We start from the raw sequence: 13425 nt of genomic DNA, 5'->3' as shown, positions 1-13425 counted from the left end.
CACCCGGCCTCAGGACTTCAGGTACAGCCAGGCCAGCGAGACGGTCCCGTAGATCGGGTGGATGAACGCCCCGCCGACGTTGCCGCCGCGCAGCTGGTTGACCGTCGGGTAGGCGTACGGCAGCACCGGCAGGTCCTTCATCACGGTCTGCTCCAGCGCGTACAGCTCCTTGGCCTTGGCGCGCGGTTCGCCGATCTGGTTGATCCGGTCGATCTCCTTGTCGACCGCGGGGTTGCGGTAGCGGGCGGAGTTGATGTCGCTGCCGGCCCGGCCGTCGAAGGAGAACGGGATCAGCGTGGACGGGGTCGGCCAGTCGACCGAGCTGGTCTCCTCGAACAGGTCGTACGGGGAGTCGGGGCGGTGCACCTCGTCCAGGAAGGCCTTGGGGTCGACCGGCTTGGGCACGACGGTGATGCCGGCCTTGCCGAAGCCCTCGACCAGCACCTGGGCGACGCGCTGCCCGGTCGGGGTGTTCCGGTACGCGTAGGTCAGGCTCCCGGGCGCCTGCTTGGCCTTGCCGAGCGCGGCCTTGGCGGCCTCCGGGTCGCCCTCGGGCCTGACCGGGTCGAGGTCGTACTTCTGCCAGTCGATCAGCGCGGGCGAGCTGAGCGTGGTCGCCAGCTCGCCGGTCCTGGCGCCGCCCTGGACCTGGCGGGCCTGCTGGCGCGGGTAGGCCAGGTGGAGCGCCCTGCGGACCTCGACGTCCGGCACCCGCTCGTTGTTGATCATCAGCTGGGTGACGAAGGCGCCCTGCCGGCCGGAGACCACCAGCTCCCTGGCCTTCGGGTCGGTGTCGGCGGTCTGGTACAGCTCGGCGGAGAGGGTGTCGGAGGCGGTGGTGGCGTTGGCGCCGCCGTCCCGGCCGGAGAGGATCTCCTGGTTGAGGTTGAGCGCCTCCTTGCCGTACGTGAAGACGAACTTCTCCGGGTACTGGCTGCGGATCGGGTCGGTCTCGGGCTTCCAGGCCGGATTGCGCTCCAGCACCATCCGGGTGTTCTGGACGTGCTCGGCGATCCGGTACGGGCCGGTCGCGAACGGCAGCCGGTCGTAGTCCGTCCCGGTGTCCTTGTCCCGGCGCACCGGCGAGGAGGAGGACTGCGCGGCCATGTACGGGACGTCGGCCTGCGGCTGCGGGAAGTGGAAGACGATGGTGCGCTCGTCCGGCGTCTCGATCGCGTCCAGGTCGCCGGCCTGCGGGCCCGCGTACTTGGCGCGCGCCGCCTCGTAGCCGGCCTCGCCGGTGAGCCACTGCGGCCAGTACGGCGGGCCGACCTCGTAGCCCTTGCCGAAGGTGCGCTCGATGCCGTACTTGACGTCCTGGGAGGTGATCGGCTGCCCGTCCTCCCAGGCGACGCCCTGCTTGAGCCGGTACGTCCAGGTGCGTCCGCCGTCGGCGGGGGTGCCGGTGTCGGTGGCCAGGTCGCCGACCAGCCTGGCCTTGCCGTCCACGACCTGGTACTGGGTCAGCTGGCGGCCCCAGAGCAGCGAGGCGTTGTAGGTGGCGCCCGCGTAGACCTTCTGCGGGTCCAGGTGGCGGAACTCGACGCTGTTGTACACGTTCACGGTGCCGCCCGCCCGGGCGCCGGGCACGGCCGGGGCCGGTCCGGCGCTCTCCTGCTCGCTGCCGAGCACGGCGGTCAGCGGGGAGGTCTCCTTGGCGGAGGCCCCGGCGGTGCCGGAGCCGGTGGTGCTGCCCGCGCCGGCCGAGCAGGAGGTCGCCAGCAGGGCGGTGGCGATGACGGCGAGGGACGGTCTGGTCCAGCGCATGGCGAATCTCTCCTTGCCCCGGCGGATCATGCCGGGACGGGCTCGGGTTGACGGATGTCTCGGGTTGACGGATGTGAGGGGGTGGTCGATGGGGCCCGGCAGGCACCGGTGCTCCGGTGCGCGGGCCGCGTCGGCTCAGCGGGCGCCGAGCGGGCTCAGCGCGCTCCGGTGCGCGGGTCGAGCGCGTCCCGGACGGCGTCGCCGAGCAGGTTGAAGGCGACGACGAACAGCAGCAGTGCCACCCCGGGGAACACCATGTAGGTGGGGTCGGCCTGGAAGACCTCGGAGCCGCGCGCGATCATCCGCCCCCAGTCGGGGACGGGTTCGGTGATGCCGACGCCGAGGAAGGACAGCGCGGCCTCGGAGGCGACGAAGGTCGGCACCGCCATGGTGGCGTGCACCAGCAGCTGCGAGCGAACATTCGGCAGGAGTTCGTGGACGACGACATGGAACCGGCTCGCACCCTGGGCCCGGGCGGACTGCACGAAATCCCTTTCCCGGAGCGATCGGACGGTGGCCCGCAGGGAAAGTGCGAGCGGAATCCAGCCGAACGCCGAGAAAACCAGGATCAGCACCAGGAACTGCATCCACTCCGGTTCCGCGGTGCCCGGGTCGACCAGCCGGGACTGGATCACCGGGCTGAGCGCGAGCAGCAGGAGCAGGGTCGGAAAGGCCAGCAGCACATTGGCGAGGAATCCGAACAGCCGGTCCGTGATCCCGCCGAGGTAGCCGACCGCCACGCCGGCCAGCACGCCCAGCGTGGTGGTCACCGCGGCGGACGCGAAGGCGATCAGCAGCGAGGTGCGGATGCCGTACAGCAGCTGGGTGAACACGTCCCGGCCGAGGCCGGGCTCCAGGCCGAACCAGAAGTCGCCGGAGATCCCGCCGTTCGGCAGCATCGGCAGGCCGCCGTCGCTGAGCAGGCCGGGGACGTCCTGGCCGTAGTGGTCGACCGGGTTCTTCCCGTACAGCGCGGCGACCAGCGGGGCGCCGAGGGCGAGCAGCAGGAACAGCACCACCACGGCCAGGGCGGTGGCGCCGACCCGGTCCCGCAGGATCCGGCGGAGCAGGCCGTGGGCGGCGGGCGCGGGCCCGGCCGCGGGTGCTGGGACCGTGTCGACCACTGCCATGAGGCGTAACCCCCGAATTCTCCGCCGCCCCATGGGTGAGGGTGCGCTGGTGTGCATTTCCGGTACGGCCTCCGGGGGTTTCCCGGCGGCCGTTCGAGCGACATTGGATCGGATGCGTCCGAGGTTCCGCAAATCACCCGCGGAGGACGTTCGGGTATTTCCCGCCGAATCGTTTCGGGAAATGTGGCGGCTTCATTTCGCTGAAACACTGGCGTTGCAAAACAACGGGCATACCAGAGCAAACCGGACGGGGTGTTCCGCATTCTGAGACCTCCGCCACAGTCCGTCCCGGGTTGGTACGATCCGGGTGGGCCGCAACTGGCGCGCAGGGATGGAATCAACCATCGGGAAGCGGCCCCGTGAATCCTCACGTGCACGTTGCCGAGCGCCTGGGCCCCCGTATCCCCACCAGGAGACCGCCTTGGCCCAGCAGCAGCCCCACACCGCCGCCTCCGTCGCCGCCGACACCGCCTTCCGCAGCGCCCTCGACGTGGTCGCCGGCGTAGAACCGCGGATCGCCGCCGCCATCGGCCGCGAACTGACCGACCAGCGCGCCTCGCTCAAGCTGATCGCCAGCGAGAACTACGCCTCCCCGGCAGTCCTGCTCACCATGGGCAACTGGCTCAGCGACAAGTACGCCGAGGGCACCGTCGGACGCCGCTTCTACGCGGGCTGCCGCAACGTCGACACCGTCGAGGGCATCGCCGCCGAGCACGCCCGCGAGCTGTTCGGCGCCGACCACGCCTACGTCCAGCCGCACTCCGGCATCGACGCCAACCTCACCGCCTTCTGGGCCGTCCTCTCCCAGCGGGTCGAGAGCCCGGCCCTGGAGCGCGCCGCGGTGCGCAACGTCAACGACCTCACCGAGCAGGACTGGGCGCGGCTGCGCCAGGAGCTCGGCAACCAGCGCATGCTCGGCATGTCCCTGGACACCGGCGGCCACCTCACCCACGGCTTCCGGCCCAACATCTCGGGCAAGATGTTCGAGCAGCGCAGCTACGGCACCGACCCGGCCACCGGCCTGATCGACTACGACGCGCTGCGCGAGACCGCCCGCGAGTTCCGCCCGCTGATCATCGTGGCCGGCTACTCCGCCTACCCGCGGCTCGTCGACTTCCGCCGGATGCGCGAGATCGCGGACGAGGTCGGCGCCACCCTCATGGTCGACATGGCGCACTTCGCCGGCCTGGTCGCGGGCAAGGTGCTCACCGGTGACCACGACCCGGTCCCGCACGCCCACATCGTCACCACCACCACCCACAAGTCCCTGCGCGGCCCGCGCGGCGGCATGGTGCTGTGCCGTTCCGAGCTGGCCGAGCACGTCGACCGCGGCTGCCCGCTGGTGCTCGGCGGCCCGCTCTCGCACGTCATGGCCGCCAAGGCGGTCGCCCTCGCGGAGGCCCGCCGCCCCGAGTTCCAGGTCTACGCCCGCGCCGTCGTCGACAACGCCAGGGCGCTCGCCGAGGGACTGCTGCGCCGCGGCGGCAAGCTGGTCACCGGCGGCACCGACAACCACCTGGTCCTCGCCGACGTCTCCGGCTACGGCCTGACCGGCCGCCAGGCCGAGGCGGCGCTGCTCGACTCGGGCATCGTCACCAACCGCAACTCCGTCCCGCAGGACCCGAACGGCGCCTGGTACACCTCGGGCGTCCGTCTCGGCACCCCGGCCCTCACCACCCGCGGCCTCGGCACCGCCGAGATGGACGAGATCGCCGACCTGATCCACACCGTCCTGCGCGCCACCACCCCCGCCACCACCGGGAAGGGCGCCCCCTCCAAGGCGGCCTACTCCCTGGACGCGGCCCTCCGTGACGCCACCGCCAAGCGGGCCGCCGACCTGCTCGCCCCGTACCCGCTCTACCCGGGCGTCGACCTGGTCTGACGGCCCGCCGGAAGCCGCCGGGGCCCGCACGCAGGCGGCACGCGGACCGCCGGGGCCCGGCCACCGCCGCCCGCGGCCGGCACGGCGGCGCACAGGCCGCCCGGGGCCGTCGAACCTCCGCTCGACGGCCCCGGGTGCCGGGCCGGCGGTCCTTCCCGCCGCCCCCTCACCCGGCCCGATTCCGCTAGTACTGCAGGGACTTGTACTGGAGGAACTCCTCCAGCCCGTGGCGGCCCAGCTCCCGGCCGAGCCCCGAGCTCTTGTAGCCGCCGAAGGGCGCGAGCGGGTTGAAGCGGCCGCCGTTGAGGTCGACCTGGCCGGTGTCGAGGCGGCGCGCGAAGGCGGCGGCGGTGTCGGTGTCACGGGCCCAGACGCCACCGGACAGGCCGTACGGGGTGCCGTTGGCCAGCTCGGCGGCGTGGTCCTCGTCCCGGTAGCGGAGGATCGCCAGGACCGGGCCGAACACCTCCTCCTGGGCGACCGTCATCTCCGGGGTCACGTCGGCGAGCACGGTCGGGCGGACGTAGTAGCCGGTGGGCAGCTCGGCGACCGGCTCCGAGCCGCCGACGACCAGCCGGGCGCCCTCGGCCAGCGCGCCGTCGATGTAGCCGCGCACCCGGGCCAGCTGCCTGGCGTTGACCAGCGGGCCGATCCGGGTCTGCGGGTCGGCCGGGTCGCCGGGGCGGTACCGGGCGGCCGCCTCCTCGGCCCTGGCGACCGCCTCCTCGTACTGGTCCTCGTGCACCAGCAGCCGGGTCAGCGCGCTACAGGTCTGGCCCGAGTTGGCGAAGACGTTGGCGACGTTCACCTTGACCGCGCGGGCCAGGTCGGCGCCCGGCAGCACCACGTTGGCCGACTTGCCGCCGAGTTCCAGGGAGACCCGCTTCAGCCCCCGGCCCGCCGTCTCGGCGACCTGCCGCCCGACGGCGGTGGAGCCGGTGAACGAGACCACGTCCACCTCCGGGTGCCCGACGAGCGCCGCGCCCGCCACCGCTCCGGTGCCGGTCACCAGGTTGAACACGCCCGCGGGGAACCCGGCCTCGTGCACCAGCCGGGCGAACAGCCGGGCCACCAGCGGGGTGTCCTCGGCCGGCTTGAGGACCACCGGGCAGCCGGCCGCCAGCGCGGGGACGGCCTTGGCCACGATCTGGTGCAGCGGGTAGTTCCACGGTGTGACCGCCGCGACCACGCCGGCCGGCTCGGCGTGCACCACCGAGTTGCCGATCCGCTCCTCGAACGGGTGGTCGGCGAGCAGGGCCAGGCAGGAGGTCGCCACGGCGAGCGGCAGCCCGGCGTGCACGGCCCCGGCGAAGCCGACCGGAGCGCCCAGCTCGGCGACGACCGTCTCGATGATCTCGCCCTGGGCGGCGGCGATCCCGTCCCGGAGCCGGGTCAGCAGCGCGAGCCGCTCCTCGCGGGTGGTCGCGCCCCAGTCGCGGGCCGCCCGGCGGGCCGCCGTCACCGCGGCGTCGACGTCGGCCGGGCCGCCGGCCGGCACCGTGGCCAGCACCTGCTCGGTCGCCGGGTTCAGCACGGGTACCGACCCGGTGTCCCCGGAAGGCCGCCATTCGCCGTCGATGTACTGGTCGCTGTACTCCGCGTACTGCCGCACCGATCGTCCTCTCATCCGCTCAGCCGCCTTTAACTAGCAGCGCTAGTCGAAGGTCAGTCAATGCGGCGCGGGCGGCCGCGCGCAAGAGTCAATCCCGACCGGCGGACCTGACGGTTACTTCGGAGCGAACCGCGCGGTGTACTCGTCGAACGGCTCGATGCCCACCTCCGCGCGCCGCTCGTCCAGCCGCTCCGGGTCCTCGCACGGCCACGGCACCGGGCGGCCGTCCGCCACCGCGCCGATCTGCGTCCCGTAGCGCTGCTCCCGGCCCTCGTTGACCGCCAGCCGGTCCCGGAGGAACGCCAGGTCACGGGCGCTCGCCTCACCCCGGGCGACCGCCTCGCCCAGCAGCGCCGCCGCTCGCCGCTGGACGTCGAGCTGCCGGTCCGCGTGCTGCGCGACCAGCCACGCCGCCCGGGCGGCCTCGGCGCCGAGCGTGCGCTCGGTCGGCCAGCCGTGCTCCGCCATGATCTCCGCGAGCCGGTCTCCGTGCCGGGCGGTGAGCCGCCGCCAGGCCGCCTGTTCGGCCAGGTCGGGGCTGTTCGCCAGCAGGGCGGCCGCGCCGTCCTCGGCCATCATCCCGACCAGCTCCTCGGCCAACGCCGACCCGGGCCCGCCGTCCTGCCGATCCGCTCCTCGCGCCATGCCGAGCCACTCCTCGCGTCCGGGCCCTCCCTGCCGAGGACCGCCCGCCACCACGGTAGGCGCGGAGCCCACGACGAAGATCATCCCCGGGGACGGTGACCAGGGGGCGACCTCCACGGCAGAATGGACGCACGGCGGGAACGGAGCGAGGTTCGTGCCCGCCGCGGACGCCGAAGGGCCGGTCGGAGGATTCCGACCGGCCCTTCACCATGCAGTGCGGCGCGACGCTCAGACCCGCGAGGGCTCCGTGGCGGAGGCCGTCGTGGCGGCCTCGGCCTCCAGCTCCTCGCGGACCGCGGCCAGCGAGGGGTTGGCCCAGGCGCTGGCGACGCCCCAGCGGTAGAACGCGAGCCCGATCGCGGCGACGATCAGCAGGTCCCAGCCCCCCGGCAGGTACCCGTGCCCGCCGAAGTCGGAACTGCCCGCCCAGGAGACCCCGGCCATCACGAACAGGTAGGCGACCATCCAGGCGCCCGCCTTCAGGTGCGGCTTGAGCTCGGCGAACGACTTGCGCAGCTCGTACCAGGCCCAGATCGGCAGACCGGCGGCCATCAGCAGGATGACCTTGCCGGTGAGCGGCCAGCGGGCCCAGTAGAGCACCAGCGAGCCGAAGACCATCGCGACCGGGGCGATCACCGGCATGGCGCGCAGCCGGACCGGCCGGGGGAGGTCCGGGGCCAGGCGGCGCAGCGCCATCACGGCGACCGGTCCTGTGACGTACGAGATCACGGTGGCCACCGAGACGATCTCGGCCAGCGAGCCCCAGCCGCGGAAGACCGCGAGGAACAGGAAGGCGACGACCAGGTTGAGCACCAGCGCCGGGCGCGGGATGCCGGTCTTGGCGTCGACCCTGCCGAAGATCTTCGGCAGGTGGCCGTTCTCCTGCACGCCGTGGATCATGCGCGAGGTGGTGGCGGCGTAGATCATGCCGGTGCCGGACGGCGAGATGAAGGCGTCCGCGTACAGCGTGATCGCCAGCCAGTTGAGGCCCCAGGCGATGGCCAGGTCGGCCAGCGGCGAGGTGTAGGAGAGGTTGCTCCAGCCGTTCGCCAGGTCGCCGGCGGGGATGGCGCCGAGGAACGCGATCTGCAGCGCGACGTAGATCACCAGGGCGATCAGGATCGAGCCGATGACGGCCTTCGGCAGCGACTTGCCGGGGTTCCTGGCCTCGCCGGCCAGGTTGAGCGGGGACTGGAAGCCGTTGAAGGCCCAGACGATCCCGGAGACCGCGACGGCGGTGAACACCGCGCTCCAGCCGTTCGGCGCGAAGCCGCCGTGGTCGGTGAAGTGGGCGGTGTCGAAGTGCGCGAAGAGCAGCGCACCGGCCGTCAGCGTCGGGACGACGACCTTGAAGACGGTGATCGCCGTGTTGGTCTTGGCGAACAGCGTGATCGCGAACCAGTTGAGGGCGAAGTAGACGAGCAGCAGCACACTGGCGAGCGCCACGCCGCTGAGGGTCAGCTCCTTGCCGTCGTACAGCCCCTGTGCCCAGCCGAAGTGCCAGGAGCTCATGTACTGGACGGAGGCGGTGGCCTCACCCGGGATGACCGAGACGATGGCGATCCAGTTGGCCCAGGCGGCCAGGTAGCCGGCCAGCGAGCCGTGCGAGTACTGGCCGTACCGGACCATGCCGCCGGCCTTGGGGAACATCGAGCCCAGCTCGCTGTAGGTGAGGGCGATGGTCAGCGCCACCGCGGCACCGATCACCCAGGCGAGGATCGAGGCGGGGCCGGCGAGCTTGGCGGCCCGCTCGGCACCGAACAACCAGCCGGAACCGATGATCGACCCCAGCCCGACCGCGGTCAGGCTGATGGTGCCGAGCGATCGCCGGTAGTTCTGGTGTGATGCCGTCGACGATTCGGGCTCACTCAACGTATCGGTCCTCTCGCTCGTGGTTCATCGGGTGGTGTCGGTGTTTTTGCGATTTTGGGTCGGTATTTCGGACAAACGGAGAGCAGCCTATGGTCCGAAAACGGGCGAAAACCTCAGGGGAAGCTCAAACCGTCCGATTGTTGCCATCTCGTGTCCGCCATTCGGGTGGATTCGGCCCGATGTTGAGACGGACGGCACAGTGTCCGGACGGGGCAGTGTCCGGACGGAGCGGTGCCCGCGCGGGGCGGTGCCCGGGGATGGCGGCCGGGTTCGGCCCGGGGAAAAGGGGTGGCCCGGAAAAGCAAATTCCCCGTGGTCGCCTTTCGGCTTCCACGGGGAATTCGGCTGTGTCCGAGGGGGGACTTGAACCCCCACGCCCGATAAAGGGCACTAGCACCTCAAGCTAGCGCGTCTGCCATTCCGCCACCCGGACCGGGTGTGTGCTTCGGGGGTTTTTTGCTCGCCCCCTCGGCGACAGAGAGAACATTACCAGGGTTCTCGAGTGCTTCTCACCTGCGCTTCCACGGGGCCGCGCGACCGGACATCCTGTGTCCGGGGCCGACGGGACCACCGCGCCCGCAGGGGCAGCCGCGCCCCGTCCGTACAGGTTGGTACGGCCTGGGAACGCGCTCGAATCCCGCCCCAAGCGGTGGTGTCCGCGAAGGAACCGGTCGACTCCGGCGCCGCCCGCGGTCGGTTCCGGCCGGAACCGGTCCGACACGGGCAACTTGTCGACGGTGCCACGGCCGTCGCGACGGCTCTCCTAGCCTCTGTGGACCGAGGGCGCCATGAAGCGGATCGCCTGATTCCCGGGTCGCGGACGAAGGGCGGCTGGACGTGGAGCAGATCAGCGGTGCGGCGAAGGCCGAACCGAGACGCGGCAGGCGGGGCGGGGGGCCGGGCGACGCCGTGGCCCCCGCAGGCCCGGCCGAGGGCGCGTGGCGCTTCCCGGTGCCCGCCACCGAGGCGTCGGTGCCGCTCACCCGGCACGCGGTGCGCGACCGCCTGCTGGAGCAGGGCATGACCGGGGAGCGCTTCCAGGAGCTGGTGGACGACCTGCTGCTGATCGTCTCGGAGCTGGTGAGCAACGCGGTGACGCACGCCGCCGAGCTGTCGCCCCAGGTGGTCACCGAGCTGTCGGTGGGCCGGTCCTGGGTGCGGGTGTCGGTCGAGGACGGGGACCCGTACCGGCCGAAGGCGCTGGAGAACGACACCGGGAGCACCGGCGGGCGAGGGCTGCTGCTGGTGAAGAGCGTCACCCTGCAGGCCGGCGGGGTGTGCGACGTCGAACGCACGGGGGAGGGCGGCAAGGTCATCTGGGCCTCATTGCCCGTCCCCCCGGAGCCCGGCCGCTGACCGGCCGGGCCGGGCCCGGGAGCGGCCGGAGCGGTAGGGAGCGGCCGGTCGGCAGCCGGAGCGGCCGGACTACCAGTCCCGCCCGGCGATCTCCCGGATGCCCGGCAGCGCGGCCTCGAAGACCGTCTCGAACCAGACCGAGAACGGCCGCTCCGCCCGCAGCTCCCGCAGCTCCTGCGAGGTCACGAAGGCGAAGTCGTCGACCTCCTCGGGGTCCGGCTCGACCGGTGCGGTGACCAGGCCCACGAACAGGTGGTTCCACTCCCGCTCGATCAGCCCGGAGGCCTCGTCCGGCAGGTCGTAGCGGACGGTTCCCGCCTCGCACAGCAACGCCGGTGCGACGCCCAACTCCTCGGCGGTGCGCCGGGCGGCGGCGACGAACGGCGGCTCGTCCGGGTACGGGTGGCCGCAGCAGGTGTTCGACCAGACGCCGGGGGAGTGGTACTTCCCGAGGGCCCGGCGCTGGAGCAGCAGCCGGCCCTGGCGGTCGAACAGGAAGACCGAGAACGCCCGGTGCAGCCGGCCCGGCTGCTGGTGGGCCCAGAGCTTCTCCGCGGTGCCGATGGTGACGCCCTCGTCGTCGACCAGTTCCAGCAGGATCTCGGCCCCGGCCTGGGCGGACCCGGTGGCCCGGGGGTCGACCGACACATCGGTCTCCACGTCGAGACCGGTGTCGATCTCGGCGGCGAAGTGCGTCGGGTCGGTCGGCAGACTCTGGGGCATGGGGCCTCTTTCGGGAGCGGGAGCAACGGGAGCATCGGGCGTCTCCGACACACCGGGTGGAGTGCGGCGGACACAGCTGGGGCACCGGCGCCGGCGTCGGGCTCCAGTCTGCCGTATGGGTGGCACTCGGCAGGGGTCCCACGCACAACCGGGCGGATCATGACCTGGAGAAGTCGGAAACCGGGCAGGGAAAGGTCCGGAAAGCCTTCGTAAGGGTCACCGGATTCGCAGAATCGTTCGGGGTGCGTTCGAATTCTGTTCGATCGACTCGGCGCCCCCTCCCCACGGAGTCCGGGTCCGCGCACGGACCGCCCCGAGCCCGCCCCGGGTCCGCCCTCCGGACGGCTCCCCGGCGGGCCGTGGGCGGGCTCCGGGCCCGCCCGTCGTCGGCCCGGGTGCTCCGGGTGCGTTCTGGCCGGTCGTCCCGGTCGCCTACCATCACATACGACACGGTGCCCGGATCCGTGCCGGCACCGGCGCGTCGCCGCCCGGCCCGGTCGAACACCGTTCCGGACTAACCGCGGCGCCGCCATCGGCACGGTCGCCGCGCACAGCACGACGGATCAGGAGACCCGCATGATCGGCCTCGTTCTGGCAGCCGGCGCCGGCCGCCGGCTGCGCCCGTACACCGACACCCTGCCCAAGGCGCTGGTGCCGGTCGACGGGGAGCGGACCGTCCTGGACCTCACCCTCGGCAACTTCGCCGAGGTCGGACTGCGCGACGCCGCGATAGTTGTCGGCTACCGCAAGGAGGCGGTGTACGACCGCAAGGACGCCCTGGAGAGCAAGTACGGCGTCAAGCTCCACCTGGTCGAGAACGACAAGGCCGAGGAGTGGAACAACGCCTACTCGCTCTGGTGCGCCCGTGAGCTGTTCACCGAGGGCCTGCTGCTCGCCAACGGCGACACCGTCCACCCGGCCTCCGTGCAGCGCACCATGCTGGAGGGCAACCGGCGCCTGACCGAGAACGGCACCGCCCCCGGCATCCTGCTCGCCCTCGACACGGTGAAGAAGCTCGCCGACGAGGAGATGAAGGTCGTCGTCGACCCGGCCGCCGGCATGCGCCGCATCACCAAGCTGATGGACCCGGCCGAGGCGAGCGGCGAGTACATCGGCGTCACCGTGATCAACCCGTCCGCGGCCGCCGACCTGACGGACGCGCTGCGCGCCACCTACGAGCGCGACCCGCAGCTGTACTACGAGGACGGCTACCAGGAGATGGTGAACCGGGGCCTGCGGATCGACGTGCAGCCGATCGGCGAGGTCTCCTGGGTCGAGGTCGACAACCACGACGACCTGGAGAAGGCGCGGGAGATCGCGTGCCGGTACTGACCCGACTGGTCCCGTCGCCGCTGTTCGTCGAGATCCGCCCGGGCGCGCTGGACGCGCTCGGCGGCATCCTCGCGGACCAGCGGCTGTCGGCCTCGGGCCGGATCGCGGTGGCGATCAGCAACGGCTCCGGCGCGGCCATGCGCCTCCGCCTGGAGCCGGCCCTGCCCGGCGCCGACTGGTACAACGTGGACGACGGCAGCCTGGACAGCGCGGTGCGGCTGGCCGAGGCGATGCGCGGCGGGCACTACGACGCGATCGTCGGCCTCGGCGGCGGCAAGATCATCGACGCCGCCAAGTACGCCGCGGCCCGGGTCGGCCTGCCGCTGGTCGCGGTCGCCACCAACCTGGCCCACGACGGCATCTGCTCCCCGGTCTCCACCCTGGACAACGACGCCGGCCGCGGCTCGTACGGGGTGCCCAGCCCGATCGGCATCGTGGTCGACCTGGACGTGATCCGGCAGGCCCCGCAGCGCTTCGTGGCGGCCGGCGTGGGCGACGTCGTCTCCAACATCTCCGCCTGCGCGGACTGGGAGTTGTCGCACGCGGTGACCGGTGAGCCGGTGGACGGGCTGGCCGTCGCGATGGCCCGCTCGGCGGGCGAGAACCTGCTGCGGCACCCGGGAAGCACGCAGGACCAGGACCTCCTGACGGCGCTGGCGGAGGCCCTGGTACTGTCCGGCATCGCGATGAACATCGCCGGCAGCACCCGGCCCTCGTCGGGCGCCTGCCACGAGATCTCGCATGCCCTGGACGTGCTGTACCCCAAGCGGTCCGCCCAGCACGGCGAACAGGTCGGCCTCGGCGCCGCCTTCGCCAGCTTCCTGCGGGGCGAGCGTGAGCTGACCGGTCTGATCGTGGAGCGCCTGGCGAGCCACGGACTGCCGGTGACCGCGGCTCAGATCGGCTTCACGGAGGCGGAGTTCACCGAAGCGGTGCACTACGCTCCGAACACCCGACCGGGGCGCTTCACCATCCTCGAACACCTCGACCTCTCCCCTTCCGCAATCAGGGACGCGTACGCCGACTATGTCCAAGCCGTCAACAGCTGACCCCTCCACCGCGGGCGCCCAACGGCCCCCGGTGGACCTGACCCGCCGGCCCTCGAC

10 protein-coding genes, 1 tRNA gene and 1 riboswitch are annotated in these 13425 nt (G+C 72.2%); of the genes, 4 read left to right on the top strand and 7 right to left on the bottom strand.

All coding sequences use genetic code 11. The features are described 5' to 3' along the window. Positions 1-9: 9 nt before the first annotated feature. Positions 10-1767, bottom strand: coding sequence for an ABC transporter substrate-binding protein (locus ACZ7C5_RS03815; protein WP_401087872.1), 1758 nt, complete (start codon positions 1765-1767; stop codon positions 10-12). Between the two features lie 155 nt (positions 1768-1922). After that, positions 1923-2897: an ABC transporter permease gene (locus ACZ7C5_RS03810; protein ID WP_401087870.1), complete on the bottom strand. Its 975-nt coding sequence runs from the start codon at positions 2895-2897 to the stop codon at positions 1923-1925. A gap of 304 nt (positions 2898-3201) precedes the next feature. Continuing rightward, a riboswitch (ZMP/ZTP riboswitch) is annotated at positions 3202-3299 on the top strand. A 19-nt stretch (positions 3300-3318) separates the two neighbouring features. Between ACZ7C5_RS03810 and ACZ7C5_RS03805 the strand changes: the two genes are divergently transcribed. Next, positions 3319-4779, top strand: a complete 1461-nt coding sequence (locus tag ACZ7C5_RS03805) for a glycine hydroxymethyltransferase (RefSeq protein WP_470321895.1) — start codon at positions 3319-3321, stop codon at positions 4777-4779. A gap of 184 nt (positions 4780-4963) precedes the next feature. On the opposite strand, the gene ACZ7C5_RS03800 is transcribed toward ACZ7C5_RS03805, so the two are convergent. The 4 genes from ACZ7C5_RS03800 to ACZ7C5_RS03785 form a co-directional block, all read right to left on the bottom strand. Continuing rightward, complete coding sequence (locus ACZ7C5_RS03800) at positions 4964-6406, bottom strand: aldehyde dehydrogenase family protein (RefSeq protein ID WP_401087866.1); 1443 nt, start codon at positions 6404-6406, stop codon at positions 4964-4966. A gap of 99 nt (positions 6407-6505) precedes the next feature. Then, positions 6506-7036 (bottom strand): DUF6624 domain-containing protein, encoded by a 531-nt coding sequence (locus tag ACZ7C5_RS03795; RefSeq protein ID WP_401087864.1) that lies wholly within the window; start codon positions 7034-7036, stop codon positions 6506-6508. Positions 7037-7264: 228 nt separating this feature from the next. Continuing rightward, complete coding sequence (locus ACZ7C5_RS03790) at positions 7265-8908, bottom strand: APC family permease (RefSeq protein WP_401087862.1); 1644 nt, start codon at positions 8906-8908, stop codon at positions 7265-7267. Positions 8909-9256: 348 nt separating this feature from the next. After that, positions 9257-9341 (bottom strand) — tRNA-Leu (locus tag ACZ7C5_RS03785). Between the two features lie 413 nt (positions 9342-9754). Between ACZ7C5_RS03785 and ACZ7C5_RS03780 the strand changes: the two genes are divergently transcribed. Next, the gene (locus ACZ7C5_RS03780; RefSeq protein ID WP_401088181.1) at positions 9755-10264 is read left to right on the top strand and encodes an ATP-binding protein; all 510 of its coding nucleotides are present in this window, start codon (positions 9755-9757) and stop codon (positions 10262-10264) included. 69 nt (positions 10265-10333) lie between these two features. Here ACZ7C5_RS03780 and idi read toward each other — a convergent pair whose 3' ends face one another. Further along, entirely contained in the window at positions 10334-10987 is a 654-nt protein-coding gene (idi, locus tag ACZ7C5_RS03775) for an isopentenyl-diphosphate Delta-isomerase (RefSeq protein WP_401087860.1), read from the bottom strand. Between the two features lie 576 nt (positions 10988-11563). Between idi and ACZ7C5_RS03770 the strand changes: the two genes are divergently transcribed. Together ACZ7C5_RS03770 and ACZ7C5_RS03765 are read left to right on the top strand one after the other, a co-directional pair. Next, complete coding sequence (locus ACZ7C5_RS03770; protein WP_401087858.1) at positions 11564-12319, top strand: phosphocholine cytidylyltransferase family protein; 756 nt, start codon at positions 11564-11566, stop codon at positions 12317-12319. Next, positions 12307-13368 (top strand): iron-containing alcohol dehydrogenase family protein, encoded by a 1062-nt coding sequence (locus ACZ7C5_RS03765; protein WP_401087856.1) that lies wholly within the window; start codon positions 12307-12309, stop codon positions 13366-13368. Before ACZ7C5_RS03770 ends, ACZ7C5_RS03765 begins: the two co-directional genes overlap by 13 nt. The last annotated feature ends 57 nt before the right edge of the window (positions 13369-13425 follow it).

It is taken from the genome of Kitasatospora sp. NPDC036993 (assembly GCF_055607525.1).
The sequence above is the reverse complement of the archived record's forward strand: the minus strand, read 5'-3'. Positions and strand labels throughout refer to the sequence as shown.